General features: G+C 40.9%; 16 protein-coding genes. 1 reads left to right on the forward strand and 15 read right to left on the reverse strand.

What is annotated here, in order from left to right; genetic code table 11:
* Position 1: 1 nt before the first annotated feature.
* From A4G17_RS00135 to recR, 10 genes are all read right to left on the reverse strand, one after another.
* On the reverse strand, positions 2-1,279 hold the full coding sequence (locus A4G17_RS00135; RefSeq protein WP_123955651.1) for a CpaF family protein: 1,278 nt from the start codon (positions 1,277-1,279) through the stop codon (positions 2-4).
* Between the two features lie 23 nt (positions 1,280-1,302).
* Complete coding sequence (locus tag A4G17_RS00140; protein ID WP_123955650.1) at positions 1,303-2,412, reverse strand: CpaE/TadZ family protein; 1,110 nt, start codon at positions 2,410-2,412, stop codon at positions 1,303-1,305.
* A gap of 23 nt (positions 2,413-2,435) precedes the next feature.
* On the reverse strand, positions 2,436-2,936 hold the full coding sequence (locus A4G17_RS00145) for a protein RcpB (protein WP_123955649.1): 501 nt from the start codon (positions 2,934-2,936) through the stop codon (positions 2,436-2,438).
* The gene (locus tag A4G17_RS00150) at positions 2,933-4,315 is read right to left on the reverse strand and encodes a type II and III secretion system protein family protein (RefSeq protein WP_123955648.1); all 1,383 of its coding nucleotides are present in this window, start codon (positions 4,313-4,315) and stop codon (positions 2,933-2,935) included. Before A4G17_RS00150 ends, A4G17_RS00145 begins: the two co-directional genes overlap by 4 nt.
* Positions 4,305-5,129, reverse strand: a complete 825-nt coding sequence (locus A4G17_RS00155; protein ID WP_123955647.1) for a flp operon protein C — start codon at positions 5,127-5,129, stop codon at positions 4,305-4,307. Before A4G17_RS00155 ends, A4G17_RS00150 begins: the two co-directional genes overlap by 11 nt.
* Before the next feature lie 54 nt (positions 5,130-5,183).
* Positions 5,184-5,606, reverse strand: a complete 423-nt coding sequence (locus A4G17_RS00160) for an A24 family peptidase (RefSeq protein ID WP_123955646.1) — start codon at positions 5,604-5,606, stop codon at positions 5,184-5,186.
* Positions 5,607-5,664: 58 nt separating this feature from the next.
* The gene (locus A4G17_RS00165; protein ID WP_123955645.1) at positions 5,665-5,892 is read right to left on the reverse strand and encodes a Flp family type IVb pilin; all 228 of its coding nucleotides are present in this window, start codon (positions 5,890-5,892) and stop codon (positions 5,665-5,667) included.
* A gap of 488 nt (positions 5,893-6,380) precedes the next feature.
* Positions 6,381-6,644, reverse strand: coding sequence for a GrxA family glutaredoxin (locus A4G17_RS00170; RefSeq protein WP_123955644.1), 264 nt, complete (start codon positions 6,642-6,644; stop codon positions 6,381-6,383).
* A 126-nt stretch (positions 6,645-6,770) separates the two neighbouring features.
* The gene (gene typA, locus A4G17_RS00175) at positions 6,771-8,618 is read right to left on the reverse strand and encodes a translational GTPase TypA (RefSeq protein WP_123955643.1); all 1,848 of its coding nucleotides are present in this window, start codon (positions 8,616-8,618) and stop codon (positions 6,771-6,773) included.
* 202 nt (positions 8,619-8,820) lie between these two features.
* On the reverse strand, positions 8,821-9,426 hold the full coding sequence (recR, locus tag A4G17_RS00180) for a recombination mediator RecR (protein WP_123955642.1): 606 nt from the start codon (positions 9,424-9,426) through the stop codon (positions 8,821-8,823).
* Between the two features lie 193 nt (positions 9,427-9,619).
* Between recR and A4G17_RS00185 the strand changes: the two genes are divergently transcribed.
* Entirely contained in the window at positions 9,620-10,864 is a 1,245-nt protein-coding gene (locus A4G17_RS00185; protein WP_123955641.1) for a uracil-xanthine permease family protein, read from the forward strand.
* A gap of 134 nt (positions 10,865-10,998) precedes the next feature.
* Here A4G17_RS00185 and A4G17_RS00190 read toward each other — a convergent pair whose 3' ends face one another.
* From A4G17_RS00190 to A4G17_RS00210, 5 genes are all read right to left on the reverse strand, one after another.
* A complete protein-coding gene (locus A4G17_RS00190; protein ID WP_123955640.1) occupies positions 10,999-13,110 on the reverse strand; it encodes a TonB-dependent siderophore receptor in 2,112 nt (703 codons plus the stop codon).
* Positions 13,111-13,170: 60 nt separating this feature from the next.
* Positions 13,171-15,147: a Fe(3+)-hydroxamate ABC transporter permease FhuB gene (gene fhuB, locus A4G17_RS00195; RefSeq protein ID WP_123955639.1), complete on the reverse strand. Its 1,977-nt coding sequence runs from the start codon at positions 15,145-15,147 to the stop codon at positions 13,171-13,173.
* Complete coding sequence (locus A4G17_RS00200; protein WP_123956659.1) at positions 15,141-16,022, reverse strand: iron-siderophore ABC transporter substrate-binding protein; 882 nt, start codon at positions 16,020-16,022, stop codon at positions 15,141-15,143. Before A4G17_RS00200 ends, fhuB begins: the two co-directional genes overlap by 7 nt.
* Before the next feature lie 68 nt (positions 16,023-16,090).
* Positions 16,091-16,855: an ABC transporter ATP-binding protein gene (locus tag A4G17_RS00205; RefSeq protein WP_123955638.1), complete on the reverse strand. Its 765-nt coding sequence runs from the start codon at positions 16,853-16,855 to the stop codon at positions 16,091-16,093.
* Positions 16,856-17,010: 155 nt separating this feature from the next.
* The gene (locus A4G17_RS00210; RefSeq protein ID WP_418886391.1) at positions 17,011-17,481 is read right to left on the reverse strand and encodes a SprT family zinc-dependent metalloprotease; all 471 of its coding nucleotides are present in this window, start codon (positions 17,479-17,481) and stop codon (positions 17,011-17,013) included.
* Positions 17,482-17,498 lie beyond the last annotated feature (17 nt).

Raw genomic sequence — 17,498 nt, forward strand, 5'->3', positions numbered from 1 at the left:
ATTATTTTTCTCCAAAAATACTTTGTAACTCTGAGCTTAAATTAAATACTTGAGCATTTTGATAAACAACAGAGCGTGTCAATAAACCATGGTTTATAAATTCACCGATAATTTTACCTTTTTCATCTCTATATTTGCTTGGCTGATAGGAGAAAATATCCTGTAAAACAATTTGACCATTCTCCATTCCCATCACTTCAGTAATATTAACCACTTTACGTGATCCATCATTCAAACGAGAGGCTTGAATGATAATATTTACTGCGGATGAAATATTTCGACGTATAGCCTCAAGAGGTAAGCTGGCATTAGACATCATTACCATCGACTCTAAACGTGCGGTAGCATCACGAGGGCTATTGGCGTGCAGTGTCGACATAGAGCCATCATGTCCAGTATTCATTGCTTGTAACATTTGAAACGCTTCAGCACCACGACACTCACCAACGATAATACGCTCTGGACGCATACGAAGAGCATTAATTACAAGATCCTGCATCGTAATCTCACCCGTTTTTTCTACGCCAGCTAAACGGGTTTCTAAACGCACAACGTGGGGCTGTTCTAATCTTAACTCTGCAGTATCTTCCAATGTAAGCACACGTTCCATAGGAGAAATATAGCTAGATAACGCATTAAGCAATGTCGTCTTACCAGAACCTGTACCCCCAGAAACAATAATATTTACTCTGGAACGTGCTGCAATAATTAAAAAGTTTGCCATTTCTAAAGTCATAGAACCAAAATTGACCAATTCTTGTAATGACTTCTTAGATTTACTAAATTTACGAATAGAAATAGACGTTCCATCTAAAGCGATAGGAGCTATAACAACATTTAAACGACTTCCATCAGGTAAACGAGAATCGACTAATGGCATACTATCATCAATACGTCTGCCGACTTTAGCCACCATCCGTTTAGCAATATCTGTTAATTGTTCATTATTAATAAAACTTTTCTTGGTTTTTTCTAGAATACCAGCACGCTCAACCCAGATGTCATCAGGACCATTAACAAGTATATCATTGACGGTATCATCTTCCATTAGTTCACGTAATGGACCATAACCGCCAATCTCATCCGCAATGATTTCTGCAATAACTAAAGCATCCGCAGAAGTAATATAAGTATTACTTTTATTTGCAACGCTATTAACATTTTGAATGAGTTCTTCGACTAATCTCCCTCTTTCATCCTGAATTTCATCAAGTTTCTCGACGTTAAGATTACTTAAAACTTCGGTTCTAAAAAAAGCTTGTTGTTCTTTAGTTAGCATAATGTTCTATTCAACTAATATGATTATTTACCAAGAAGAAAGCCAAGAAATCCTTTTTTATTCTTCTGTGCTGTTGAGCGAGAAAGCATACCTATCACTTTCATTGATAAAGTGACTATTTCATTTTTACCCTGTTTTCCTAAATTAATTGAAAGGACTTTATTGCTGTCTGTTTTTTTAAGAAACGGAATAACTGCATCCACTTGGCTTTTAATTAAAGTCTCAATATCAGCCTTAACCATTAGTTTTGATGTTTCTAATTTACTATCTGAAAGACAAATAAACGTACGAATTGGTTTGCCTGTAGTGCTTCTAATTCGCTCACACTCATCTAAAAACTGTTTAGCTACACGTAAAGAACCAATCCGACGCTCAACGATTAAAACGAAGTTATTACTTTCTTCAATATAATGATGAAAATCTTCTTTATTAACATTGAAGATAGGTTGATCATAAATAATAAAATTGTATTTATTAGTTACAGAACTGGATAATTTGCTTGGAGCACCTTTATATAAGCTTAAATGCTCATCAAATTCAACTACATCATTTTGTAATTTTTTATCAAACATTAAATCTAAATCTTGTGATCCATTTGAGCCTTGAGCAAGTAAGACTGGAATCTTTTTCGTTTTAGCAATTACATCAGCAACGTGAGCACTAATAAGACTTGAACCAATTCCACCTTTACACCCTAATATACTAATTTTAATCGTATGACGAACTAGTGGAATATTCACCCCAGATAAAACTTTCTCGATCATCTGACCAAGCTGTGTATCCGCATTAAAGTAGAGAACACCTTCATCTAGTAGCTTTTGTGAAAGTGAAATAGAGTCACTTTGACCTAATACACAACACCACACATTCTGTGGAATAATGCTATGGATACTTTCAGTAATTGTATGGGAGTCACTTACATTACCAATATCAACAATCACGCCCAAAGTTTCTTCTTCAGAAAAATCCGCATTGGTAATACTAAAAATATCACCATTAACAATCTCGACATTTTCCAAACCACGTGTACGTAACATCTGAGCTACTTGCATTCTAAGCCCATCATGTTCGGATAGAATAACTATTTTACGTACGCTATCAATTGCAACGTTATCTTTATCAAGTAATAGCATAAATTAACCTTTTATATTATTTATTATTTAGTTTTTAATTGAACTTGGGAGTTACTTTTAGATGCACAAGGGATATATGGGTCAAAAGTCATCATATCTTCTGCAGTCTCTACTTTACATTTAGCTCGTTTAGGTGCTACATATTGAATTTCAATATACAACGGATAAACATCTTTTTTCACTTTACTGCGTTCTAAGCTTATCTGCTTAGCTTCTACATTTAGATTAACTAACTTTTCTTTTACGCTTTTGGCTAATTTCTCGGTAGATTTATTTGCCCAAATAATATGCACTTTCTTACTATAACTAGATCCAACATCTCGTGCCACTTTTTGAGATACTGAGGCAATAGTTTCATCTGCATTATCTGCAATAACATATCTCTTTATTTGTACTTGGCTATTTAAATGAGAAATGCTCTTTGTTGGATATTCTGGGTTAACATTCTCGACTAGCTCATTTCCACTAATTGCAAAACCTGATGCGGAAACCAGTCCAAATAATAATACTATTATGCTTCTCATTGAATGAACCCTCCATTTTTCAAGAAATTAGTTGTCAATGTTTTATGGTAAACCTCTTTAAATGACGTTGTGTTAAAGAAACGTTCCATTGTCCCTGTTCTTTCAAAGTTAGGATACACAATATCTTCACTATTAACTGGTTTAACCAAATTAACTGTTGCAACAATGACAAGCTCTTTACTCTCTCTAGATGATGATGCATTACGGAACAATGATCCTAGAATTGGAATATCACCTAGAACAGGAACTTTAGAAATGTTTTCAATATCATTTTTAGTTAATAAACCACCTAATACAAAGCTTTCACCATCTGCAACTTCAAAGGTTGATTTAGAACGGCGCGTATTAAAATAAGGAAGGCTCGAATCATCAATTTTATAATTTCCCGCAATTGTGCTCACTGATTGAGAAAGAATTAAACGGATACGATTATTTTTCTGGATTTTAGCACCCACAGCTAATTGAATACCAAATTCCTTATAAATAACATTCAACTCACCATCTTTATTGCGTTGAGTAAATGGCACTTCTCCACCGACTAAAATATCAGCAGTCTCCCCAGATAACATTGAAATGTTTGGTTCTGACAAAATCTTACCATTCTCCTGATTGTCTAATGCATTAATAAAAAGGTTTAAATTATTTGCATTAATTAATGCAATATTTGCACCCGCACCAGTAAAGGCCCCAGAAATAGAAACATTTCCAAGATTTTTAAATAAGTTACCTTGTAAATTGCTCCAATTTACCCCAAGAGCATCAGATAATTTTTTATTAACCTCCACAACGGTTAACTTAACATTAACTTGAGTAGCTTCATCAACGGTAGCAGTAGTAACCACTTCATCATATTGATGTTTATCTAAGAATGGAATAAGTTCCTCTTTACCATCCCGAGTAATTTTTGTTTCAATCGTTTTTTTCTTCGCTCCAGAAGCAGCACCGACAATATTAGTAGCCTCCTCTAACTCCTCAGCTGATTTTGCTTTACCATCAATTACATAAGCTTTACCCACTTTTTTAACTAATAAGTTACTGTTAGGCAATGTAATTTGAGCTGGACTATCGGAGTTAGAGATATTACTAATAACTGTATTCACATTAATAATGTCGCTAGAAATTGGTGTTCCATCCTCGCTAAAAGCGATAACTTCTGACTTACCCTCTTCTTTAGCATAAATCATAAAGCTACGGTCATCTAAAATCTCATAATCAGCCACGCTTGGAGAAGAAACAAAAACCGTATCAATTTTTTGTTTTGTTCTAATAATTTCACTCTGCCCCTGTTCTAGGTTAAAGGTAGCGGCAAATACATTTGAAAGTAATAATGTTCCAAATAAACTTGCATAAGCGAATTTCTTAAATTTATTATTTAGCATTTGCACTTCCTCTTAATTCTCTTACAAGAGTTCCACGGTGATTTGTTGGTTCAGATTGATGACTTGGTAATACAATAAGTTTAGATTTAGTTTCTAACGTATAGAATTTTTTTACATCCTTTGCGTTAATTTTAACACTGACATAACCAATGTAACCTTCACTTCGCTCAGAAGTAGTAATACTTGAGTTATCTGTTTTTTTCTCATCAACTTTATTCTTTTTAACTTGTAATACGGTTAAGTTGTCCATCAATTTAATTAAGTTCTTTTTATCTGTTTTCTTGTTATCTAAATCTTGTTGCTGATTAAAAACAGATACAGAGTCACCTTGGCGAAGGGTATCTAAAATATACTCTTCGGTATCTTTGATGTAAATTCGATAGGCTACTTCTTGGGTAGAGTCTAAACTTGAGATGATAAAACGACTATCTTCAGGTGAGATCAAATTATTTTCTGACAGTAAAGAACCTGCTGTGATATTCTCATTCGTTAAGAAACCTTGTAAAGAAGTGGCATTCGCTCCCGCTATGAATTGAGTTAAGTCGGATTTGACTAATGGGCTAGTTTGTTCCACTTTTAATTCAGAGAGAGTGTAATCGTCTGCTTGCAGAAGAATGCCTTTAGATAGTTCCCGATTTGCCACTGCGGTCATAATAACGACTTCTGGCACTTTTTCTTTAGATTCTGGAGCGGCTTGAGTCTCCGTTTGAGTGGTGGTTGGTTGTGTTGCTTCATCAGAGGGAAGAAGAAATAACCCGCCAACCCCAATAATCAGGATAATAATAGAGAGAAAGAAGAGTGCTCTATAGTTCATATTTAGCCCTTATTTAAAATTAACATAGTCATATTATTTTTAAAGCGTAATAAATTATAGATTAAAGAGAGCGAGATTGGTTAGGTAACCGAGACTAATCGCAACGCCATAAGGTAATCCATTACGCTTGATTGATGTTTTGAAAAATAACCATCCAATGATGATCAATAATAGCCCGAAAAAAGAAGTAAAAACAAAAAAAGATAAAATTTGCTCAGAGGGAATTGTTAGCATCAGCACGGTAATTAACTTTATATCACCTGCACCGATCACATTGAAAAGAAACAGAAGAAAGCCAATAGAAAGTGAAATTAGTGCAGGTGTAATATACAACTCACCATTTAATAAATAACCAAAAGGAATTACTAAAAAAAGCAATACTAATATAATATTATTACTTATAACTCTTGAGTTTATATCTGTCCAAGATAATCTTATAAGTAATAATATTATTGTTGTTTTTAATAAGACGATCATATTTGTATGATTGTAGCTAGCCTATAACGTTATAGGCTAGCTACCTTATGCAAATCAACTATTTAAGTTGAGGAACTGCTGTCTCCACAGAACTTGTTAATGCTTTGAATTTCTCTACAATTTTACCAATGAAACTATCATTACCATAGAATACTGCAACAACAAGTGCCGCCATTACTACAGCGATTAAACCGTATTCAATTGCAGTTACCCCTTTCTCATTTTCTTTAAAACGACGGATTGATTCTGTTACTGCGATATATGCTTTAGTAGTTAAGTTAAACATTTTCGTTCTCCAAGTGAAGTCCTCGTTAGGACATTTTAATAAATAAACATTAATTTTTTTAATCCCACATCAATCGTGGTGTGTTCATTTTACTCTTAATGATTAAAAGCACAATTATCAAAACTAAACCTATAATTTTTTTACAAAGGAAAAATTGTTTTAATTTTGTAATCACAAACAATCAAATCCCATAACACAAAGAAAAACAAGAGATTTTATTGTATCGCTTTTGTTAAAAAGAGCTTTAATAAGACTGTTTAAAAGTTCATTCCTTACATAAATTTTAATTTTTAACGATAAAAATTGAGCTATTTAGTAAGTTATTGATTGTTTTTTAGGCAAAAATACTGACAAAAGCCTTTAAACATACAAAATATTGCTGACGCTATAGCTTTATACGCTTTAGAGAACACCTTCCTTAAATAAGTAAAAGATATCATTGCTATATATGATATCTTTTCTTTTGTCCATGTAATGAAATAAACTTTCTAAAGTTCAATGCCAAATTTTTCTTTGACTAATGGCTGGAAATCAGAAAAACCGCCAACATGCACGTTATCTAAGAAAATTTGTGGCACAGTGGCAACCGGTTTGCCTACGCGAGGTTCTAGATCTTCTTTTGAAATGCCTTCAGCGATCATATCTACGAATTTGAAATCAAAATCAGGTAATTCTGCTTTCATTTTTTCCGCTAATGCTTTGGCACGGGTACAGTATGGGCAGGTCAAGCGACCGAAAATTTCTACGTACATAGTTTTTCCTTATATAGGTAATGAAACAAGCGGTAAGATTGTAACAGAATTTTGCAAATTGCAAAAAATTGCTCGGATCTTACCGCTTGTACAAGCAAAGTGCGGATCGAAATCCGCCTTTAACCATTAATGTGTGCTCGTGCTTGTAGTGGTACGGCTTGCACGCTTACGTTCCACTTCGGTGAGCAGTTTTTTGCGGATACGCACAGAAGTCGGGGTAACCTCCACTAACTCATCGTCATCAATAAATTCTAACGCTTGTTCAAGGCTGAATTTTACTGGTGTAGTCAAAGTTAAGGCATCGTCTTTACCTGATGCACGCATATTAGTAAGCTTTTTACCCTCTAATGGGTTTACGGTTAAGTCGTTTGAGCGGCTGTGAATACCGATGACCTGCCCTTCGTAAATCTCCACACCGTGATCGATCATCAACTTACCACGGTCTTGCAAGGCATAGAGTGAATAAGCGAGAGCTTTACCGGTGCCGTTTGAAATCAGTACACCGTTGATACGCTGACCAATTTCACCTGGTTTTACATCATCATAATGGCTGAAACTGGAGTAAAGTAAGCCCGTACCGGATGTCATTGTCATAAATTCATTACGGAAACCGATTAAACCACGGCTTGGGATGATGTATTCTAAACGGGTACGGCCTTTGCCGTCTGGCATCATATCACGCACTTCACCTTTACGAATACCAAGGGCTTCCATCACCGCACCTTGATGCTGTTCTTCGATGTCGATAGTCACTTGCTCGAACGGCTCTTGTTTGCGACCATCAATTTCTTTGAAAATGACTTTCGGGCGAGAAACCGCTAATTCATAGCCCTCACGACGCATATTTTCAATCAGCACCGACAAGTGTAACTCACCGCGACCCGATACGCTGAACACATCTGAATCGTCAGTTTCTTCCACACGCAACGCTACGTTATGTACCAACTCTTTCTTTAAACGTTCTAAAATTTGGCGTGAGGTGACGAATTTACCTTCTTGACCACAGAATGGCGAAGTATTTACGCAGAAGAACATCGTTACGGTTGGCTCATCAACTGAAAGTGCTGGTAACGCCTCCACATTGTTGATATCGCAAAGGGTATCAGAAATGTTGAGTTCGCCTAAACCCGTGATTGCAATAATATCGCCTGCGTAGGCTTCCGTTGCTTCATAACGTTGTAAACCTAAGTGACCAAGCACTTGACCCACACGCCCATTACGAGTTTTGCCTTGAGCATCAATCACCGTAACAGGTTGGTTTGGTTTGACTGTACCACGTTTGATACGACCGATACCGATAACACCTAAGTATTTACTGTAATCCAGTTGAGAAATTTGCATTTGGAATGGATCTTCTAACTGCACATCTGGCGGTGAAACGTGTTCTACGATCGCTTCAAATAATGGATCCATATTTGGTGCTAATTCTTCGTGCTCTAAGCCCGCTACGCCGTTTAATGCTGATGCATAGATAATTGGGAAGTCTAATTGCTCATCGCTTGCACCTAAATTAACGAATAAATCAAACACTTGATCCACTACCCAATCAGGACGAGCCCCTGGGCGATCGACTTTGTTGATCACGACGATGGGCTTTAAACCGTGAGCGAAGGCTTTTTGGGTCACAAAACGGGTTTGCGGCATTGGACCATCGAAGGCATCCACCACTAACAATACGGAATCCACCATCGAAAGCACACGCTCTACTTCGCCACCAAAGTCGGCGTGTCCTGGGGTGTCCACAATATTGATGCGGTAGCCGTTCCAGTTAATTGCGGTATTTTTTGCCAAAATCGTGATGCCACGCTCTTTTTCAAGATCATTGGAGTCCATCACACGTTCATCCGTATCGCCACGGCTCGTGTCTAAGGTGCCTGAAAGTTTGAGTAATTTATCAACTAAGGTGGTTTTACCGTGGTCAACGTGAGCAATGATTGCGATATTACGCAGTTTATTTGTATCGATTTGTTGCATTGATATTTCTTAATTGTAAGGCGGAAATCTCCGCTGAGAGAGATAAAAGGTGGACAAACGCCCACCCTACGAAAGCTGAATTGTGATTTAGATCACAAAAAAGACGGGCGATTATACCGATTTTTCTGCCGAACGGCTAGGAAACAAGCGGTCAGATTTCCGAAAATTTTTGCAAATTTTCCTGAGAAAGTGACCGCTTGTATTAGAGTTGAATGTCCCGCCGTCCTGCAAAGGAATGGGAAAGACTGGTGCCATCGACCATTTCTAATTCACTGCCAACTGGAATGCCATGGGCGATGCGGGTGACTTTGATGTTATGCACCATACACATCTCGGCGATGTAGTTGGCGGTGGCGTCGCCTTCAATGGTGGGGTTGGTTGCTAAAATCACCTCATGGAACGACTCATTTTCCAAGCGTTGTTGCAATAAATCTAAGCCGATTTCCCGTGGACCAATGCCATCAAGCGGTGAAAGGTGTCCCATCAATACAAAATATCGCCCTGAAAATTGCCCGGTTTGTTCAATCGCTTGAATGTCGGCGGGCATTTCGACCACACAAAGCTGCCCGCTCATTTGTCTGCGGTAGTTTTGGCAAATGGCACATTCGTCTTCTTCAGTGAAGGTACGGCAGGATTTACAGTGCCCGATATGGGTCATCGCTTCGTTTAACGCTTTGGATAACGCCACCCCACCTTTGCGGTTGCGTTGTAAAAGGTGATACGCCATGCGTTGTGCCGATTTCGGACCAACGCCTGGCAACGCTCGCAGGGCTTCGATTAAATTTTCAAGTAAAGGGCTGGTTTGCATAGGTTTTGGGCTTAAACAAAAATCGGCATTTTAGGCGGTAAATCGTGATTGCTCAAGTTTTGGTAAAAAATTTGTCTAAACTGACCGCTTGTTAGAGCCAAAGCGACGGTTTTCCGCTATAATCGCCGCCCGATTATCCTATGAGATAATTCCTTTCTTTTATAAAGTTAATTCAAACTGAGAGTTGAAACTAATGACAACAGAAAATATCAGCACACCAAAACAGGTGTTCGTTGGCTTACAAATGCTATTCGTTGCATTTGGGGCTTTGGTCTTAATGCCACTTATTACTGGGCTTGATCCTAACACAGCCTTACTGACCGCAGGTATCGGCACGCTACTTTTCCAACTTTGTACCAAAGGGCAAGTACCGATCTTCTTGGCCTCTTCTTTTGCGTTTATCGCTCCTATTCAATACGGCGTACAAACTTGGGGAATTCCCGTCACGATGGGCGGTTTGGTCTTCACTGGTTTGGTCTATTTCGCTTTATCGGCGTTAGTGAAAACCAAAGGCGTTGCGATTTTGGATAAACTGTTCCCACCAGTTGTGGTTGGCCCGGTGATCGTGATTATCGGTTTAGGGCTTGCCCCTGTGGGCGTGAATATGGCGTTAGGTAAAACAGGCGACGGCTCAGCGGTATTGTTCCAATATGACCAAGCGATTATTGTGTCGATGGTGACACTTATTACCACGTTGATCGTCGCGGTATTCACCAAAGGCTTGATGAAACTAGTGCCGATTATGTTTGCGATTGCGGTGGGGTACATTTTGTCGATTTTTATGGGCATTGTGAATTTCCAACCGATTGCGGATGCACCGTGGTTCAGCCTGCCAAATATCACCGCTCCAGAATTCAAACTGGAAGCGATTTTATACTTGCTGCCAATTGCACTTGCTCCAGCCGTTGAACACGTTGGTGGAATTATGGCAATCAGTTCAGTAACAGGGAAAAACTTCTTAAATAAACCGGGTTTACACCGCACTTTATTAGGCGATGGTGTGGCAACTTCGGCAGCGGCATTCCTGGGCGGTCCACCGAATACCACCTATGCAGAAGTTACGGGAGCCGTAATGCTTACCAAAAACTTCAATCCACGAGTGATGACTTACGCAGCAATTTGGGCAATTGCCATTTCGTTCTGTGGGAAAGTCGGCGCATTTTTGCAAAGTATTCCAACGGTGGTGATGGGCGGCATTATGATGTTAGTGTTCGGTTCGATTGCTGCAGTGGGTATGAGTACCTTAATTCGTGCTCGTGTTGATATGAGCGAAGCCCGCAACTTGTGTATCGTGTCCGTCGTCATGACTTTTGGTATTGGACATATGTTAGTCAGCATTGGCTCGTTCTCACTACAAGGCATTAGCCTCTGTGCGATTGTGGCGATTGTGTTGAACTTAGTGTTACCGAAATCCAAAGAAGCAAAAGAACAGCACTAATTCTTTTAAAACGTGAAAAGCACAAGGGAGTCTGATCAACCCCTTGTGCTTTTTTGTTTGAAAGCGGTCAGTTCCACGAAATATTTTGCAAATTGCAAAAAATTATGAGGATCTGACCGCTTGCTATCATTTATCTAGAATTTATAGCTTACATTCGCATTGATGTTTCGACCTGAACCGTAGTAGCAATAGTAATCACAAGCTGCGATAAATCGACGGTTGCCAATATTTTCGGCATTTAGTTGTAACACCCAGTTTGGATTTACTTCATATCTTGCCATTAAATCCACAACCGTTGCGGATGGAACACGGGCGTGCGAATAAGGATTATAGGTGTCGTCTTTTGTTGCAACACTATGCCCTAAATAGCGAATGCCCGCCCCTAACGTTAAGCCATTTAGCACATTGCCATTAAAGCGATATGCGGTTTTAGCTGCAACGGCTGATGTTGGGATATATTGACGGCGTACTTTCCCTGCTGAAGTTTCTGTTTCTGATTTCAAATAAGTGTAAGCCAGTGTTGTATTCCAATTTTCAGTAATATTGGCATCAATTTGAACTTCAATACCCTTGCGGCGTACAAGCGGATCTTGTGTAGAACCGCCATTCTTATTCACTTTTAAGGCACCTTCATCTTTCGCTCTAAAGCCCGCTACTGTAATCACACCATCAAGCCAATTTGGTAAATATTTTACCCCCACTTCGTATTGACGAGTAATATTCGGACGATAAAGCGTTTGATCGCCACTTAAACCAGCTGGCACATTAAACGACTCACTGTAAGAAATATACGGGTTTAGCCCTTGCGATGTTTCATACATCAATGAACCAGAATAGGAAGTGTGATTGTTTTTCACGCTCTGTGAACTGGTATATTCATCTTGTTTTGCTCGGTCGTGACGCACACCGACATTCAATACAAGTGCATCAATAAAGCGACTTTGATTTTGTAAATAAACGCCTAATTGACGGTTTTTGATTGTTTGATGAGTTGCCCCAGATAAATCTTGAACTTGTCCATAGCCAACACTTGGATTAAAAATATTCGTTGTAGAAGTTCTATATATCATTTTTTGAGCAATGCTATCCCAAGCGTAGCCCTTGGGATCATACATCGTATCGACTTTATTATGGCGATAGTCTGTTCCTACCACTAAGGTATTTTTTAACCAATCTGTTTTGAAATCCCAGCTAATATGGTTATCAACCGAATGTAAGAAGGTTTTACCCTGATTGAATACCAAGCCACGAGCTACATTATAAGTTGCGTGATCTACCCCTGAAAAAGCATAAGTACCACGATGATAGTTCTGAATATGGCTGTAACGATAGCTAGAACGCCATTTTAATGTATCCGTGAACTGATGGTTAAACTCATAGCCAACGCTATATTGACGGTTACGCTCTTTATCATTTACGGGATCACCTAAATTTGTTTTTGGATCAATGTAACCATTAGGCGTAGGCACTAACGTGCCATAAGCAGGCAAGAAATTCGAGCTTGGTACACCACGATCTAACTGATAGCTGGTTAAAAGGGTTAAATTTGTACGGTCGCTAATGTCAATCGCTAAAGATGGGGCAAGGTATAAACTCTCGTTTTTGGTGCCGTCCCATTGACCATCTTTACCGCCGTAAGCGGTCACAACACGATAACGCACGCTTTGATCTGCATTCACTGCACCAGTGTAATCGGCAGCAAAGCCGTATTGCGTATTGTTCCCCACATTGAGTTTAAACTCGCCTTTGCCAACTTGGTCTTTGTGCGGACGTTTGCTTACATAGTTAATCAAACCGCCCGATTGTGCCGCACCGAACGTCATTGCATCCGCACCTTTAGTGATTTCTACCGCTTCCAAAGCGAAGGTATTCACATAAGGGGTAAAGAAACCATAGCTAAAGGTTGGCAAGCCATCAACAGCTTGAGTCACTTCAGCAGCACGCACACGAAACCAGTTGGTGTTGGTATCTTCACCAAATACTTGGTTAGTAAAGCCTGCTTGGTAGCGACCAATTTCATCCGCTTTGGTGATGTTTTGTTTATCCAATTCATCACGATTGATTGCGACTGCCGATTTCGCTTGATACACAGGCACTTCCCCCATACGGTACATTGAACCACCAGTTACGGTAACGGCTTCAAGTTCAACGGTTTGATTAGTCGCTGTTTCATTTGCCATTGCAGAACCTGCAATGGCAAGGAGTACAACTTGCGAAAGTGCGGAATACGCAAATGTTTTTTTCATAAAAATATCCTTAAAAGATTGAGAAATAAAAGTAAAAAATTGTGAAAATCTGATCGCTTGTTACACCCGTCTGACCATTACTAAAAAATAACTGCCGCCGATAAGTGTTGCGACCAAACCTGCAGGCACTTCATAAGGGAAGAGCATTTGTCTGCCAAGCCAGTCAGCAAACACCATAATTCCACTGCCCAGCAAGGCAGACATCAAAATCTGCGAATAGGCTCTGTGTACGCCTAAAAAACGAGTGATATGTGGCACGAGTAACCCGATAAAACTCAAAGGCCCTATCACCAGCGTTGCCATTGCGGTCAGCAATGCACTAAATAAAATCAATAAATAACGGGTACGGGTCAAATTCAGCCCAAGAGCTTGAGCCATCGGGGCTTGTAAAGTGAGCAGTTCAAGCCAACGGCTAAAGATCAAACTGGCCGCTAACAACCCTAAACTGACAACCAAAAACGGCACAGCAAAGCTCAATTCCGCCCCTTGGGTTGAGCCTGATGTCCAGTTAATCAACTGATAAGCTCTTGGATCGCCACTCGCAATCGCCAAGCGTTGTAGCGTATCGAATAAGGCGGAAAGGCTAATCCCCGTCAGCAACACCTTTTCAGGTAACATTCCGTTGCGTTGGTTGATCACTGTCAGAATCAGTAACGCGATCACTGCACCTGTAATCCCCACTAACCAAAACAGACTACTCTGCTCACTACTTGAGAAAAATAGGACAGCTAAAATGCCCATACTGGTTCCCGATGACACCCCTAGCAATTCGGGGCTTGCCATTGGGTTTAACGTCAGCCGTTGCAACAGCACGCCGGCCACTGCAAGCAGAATGCCAACCGCAGCAGCCATTAAAATGCGTGGCAACCGCAATTCAAAAATTGGAGCGTTTAGTTTGCTAAATTCCAGCAAAATCCAACCGCTTGTCTCTCTATTACCCATGTCTCGCCCGACTGCCAATGCTAACCATAGCACTAGCAACAAACCGGCTAAAATCAACACAAGATAACGACGTTGAAAGCGGCGAGATGGCGGCATCGCCGTTTCAGTAATTCGCCCCGTTGGCATGGTATTAAACATCAACCAAAGCAATAATGGCGTGCCGAGCAAGGCAGTCACTGCTCCTGTTGGTAAATTGATGGCATAAAAATGGCTGAGGCATTGCAGAACTAAATCGGTAACAGCTAACAGCAGTGCCCCACCTACAAACGCCCCGAGCAACTGTCCTTTGAGTGTGCGAATGCCAAGCTGTCTTACTAAGGTCGCTGATGCCAAGCCAACGAATCCCAACATACCAACAGCACTCACCACCGCGGCAATCAAATAGGCACTCACTAGCACACCAAGTAACCGCAATTTGCCGACCGATACCCCAAGGCTTTGAGCGTTGCTATCATTGAGTGATAACATTGCCAGTGGTCGGATGAGTATTACAACCAGCACTAAGCAAGGTAGTGCGTGGAACAACAGAATTTGGCTATCTCGCCAACTTTCTTGCACCAAAGAACCCGCTCCCCAAAGTGCCAGTCCTCTTGATTCCTCTGGGAAAAACAGCATCATCAATGCCGAAAAAGATCCAAAATAGAGATTAACGACCAAGCCTGCCAAAATCAGCAACAGCGGTGACATCGTTTTTCGCCTTGCTAAGGTCAGCACAAGCACCAAACTCAACGCCGCCCCCAACACTGCAACCGCACTAGAACCAAATTCCAGCCAATTTGGCATAAAAATAGCGGTCAAAAACAAGGCAAATTGTGACCCAGCACTAATTCCCAACGTATTATCGGACGCTAATGGATTGCCCATCACCTGTTGCAATAATACACTTGCAAAACCAAGCAATCCCCCCGCCAATAACGCCATTGCGATACGAGGCAGGCTGTAACTTTGTAGCAGTAAAATCTCAAGCGAATCACTGTGGTAAAACAATTCCCATAAGCGTGCCTGTGCAGGCAATTGCAACTGCAATAAAAAAGCAGTGAGTATGCCAAAAGTGGCAAGCAAACCGCCAAAAAAGTAGTTTGCTCGATTTACCATGGCTCGCCTCCTGTTTGTAAAGCCTCTGCCAAGGCGGTCGCAAAACGCTCAGCAGACGGAATCGCTCCAAAAGTCCAAATTGCGGGCAAAATCAGCGGATCTTTCGCCATTGCCAAACGTTGCCATAATGTATTGTATTTCAATGATTTTTCGATATTTGTGGGGTACGGCTTCACCACTACAAAACGCAAGTTCTGTGGTAAATCCGCCAGCTGCGTCACACTAATGGTTTCAAAGCCCCAGTTGTTGTGTGAACCTTGCCATGCATTGTCAAAACCAAGTTGGTTGAGTACCGCACCGAAGGGGCTGTTTTTGGCATAAATCCGTAAATGACGACTGTCTATAAACTGTACTAACGCAATCGGACGATCAGTAAACGGCGCTACAAGCGGTCGGATTTCAGCTATTTTTTGCAAATAATGTTGTTCCAATGCTGTGGCGGCTTGTGGTTTGCCAATCAGCTCGGCGACTTGGCGGGTTGCGGTCAACATGTTCTGCCATGCATCGCCTTCCCGATAAAAATCGACCAAATCTACCTTGGCGAATTTTTTCAACATTGGGGTAGCTTGAGCGTAGAAAGACGAATTGATGAAATGCAATGGTTGAGCATCAAGTCTTGTTGATAAACGGTAAATCTGCTCTGGATTTGGTTGCCCACGTACGCCGAGATCAATAATCCATGTAGGCAACTTTGGCTCACTCACCCATACTTGATAACTTGCTACGTCACCGATCGCCTTGGGTTCTTCACCTAATGCGAGCAGGGTTTCCGCCACTGTCCAATCTAATGTCGCAAAGCCTTTTTCTGGCTCACCTGCAGCCACTGAATGTGCAAAAAAGAGTGAGAAAATGACCGCTTGTAGCAAGCCTCTCATCCGCCCAACGGACAAATGCTCTCCGTAAGCAGAAGCCAAATGGTGTCTTCTCCGAATCGTCAATTTCATTAATAAAAACTCACTGGACGTTGGGTGGTAGGATGATTGATAACATTGAGTTCAATGCCATAAATCGCTTGTAATGAGGCTGTATTCACAATTTGATGGGCATCGCCTTCCGCCAGTAGTTTGCCGCTATGCAACGCCACAAGATGATCGCAATAACGAGACGCTAAATTAATGTCATGAATCACGATGATGACGCCTAAATTCAAATCACGACTCAGTTTGTGTACCAATTCCATAACTTCAACTTGGTGAGCAATATCGAGTGCAGCCAAAGGTTCATCAAGCAGTAAAAACTGGCTCTGCTGTGCTAATAACATCGCTAGCCAAATGCGAGAACGCTCCCCGCCAGAAAGCAAATCGACCTGCTGCTCGGCAAATTTTTCGGTATGCGTCAAAGCCAATGCCTGCTCAATCGCTTGGCTATCCTGTGCAGAATGTCGCCCCAATAGCCCTTTCCACGCATACCGCCCCATTGCAATTAACTCTTTGGCGGTGAGATTCGTGGCATTCGGCAGATGTTGTGGCAAATAGGCAACTCGCTTGGCAAACTCACGAGTTGACCAGGCGGCAAGCGGTCGATTTTCAAATAAAATTTGCCCATCAGACAGTGGCTGCTGTTTGGCTAACAGCTTGATTAAAGTCGATTTTCCAGATCCATTATGCCCAATCAGCCCATATACTTTGCCCGGCTCAAAGGTAAGCGAAATCGGGTGCAGCAAAGTACGGCTGGGGATGGCAAAGGTGGCATTTTGAACGGTGAACACAAAAGTCAGTCAATGAAAAGTAAAAGAGTTTCATTCTAATTAAAAACTATTAGCATTTAAAGACCAAAGCTCTGTTTTATTTAAAAATGAATGGCGTATTTAACTAGTCGGCATTAAATGCATTTTGCAAAAAATTGTGTGGATCTGCCCGCCTGTTAGTCAGATTGCCATCTCAGTTCCCCACCACATTGTCGACATAAATACTTTCGCTGCTCACGTAAAATCGCATTATGACGTCGGATAGAAAGATGATGGGTTTGGCAACCGCAGCCGTAGGCGAAACGCTTCCCCTGCACGTTTTGAGTGTCAAAACAGTGGGTGGTTTCGGCAGGCACGCCAAGCACTTGTTCCATCATCATTTGCCACTCTTTGCCGTGGGGTTGCACCCGCCCGAACTGTTGATAAACCAGCAGATGAGCCAATTCGTGTGGCACCACTTGACGAATAAATGCTTCGCCATTTTCAGCAAGCAAAACGGGATTCAAACGAATTTCATTTTGTTGCAAATACGCCACGCCCGCTTTCACGCCACGCACCGCATAATTGACACTCGGCGGGGAGAATTGCTTGTTGAAATAGGCATTCGCTTTGCCTAAGTCCCGTTTGAGCTGGCGTTGCACTTGCATTTTGAGAAGGGGCGAGA

Origin of the sequence: Frederiksenia canicola (genome assembly GCF_011455495.1) — a bacterium.
Classification (GTDB): domain Bacteria; phylum Pseudomonadota; class Gammaproteobacteria; order Enterobacterales; family Pasteurellaceae; genus Frederiksenia; species Frederiksenia canicola.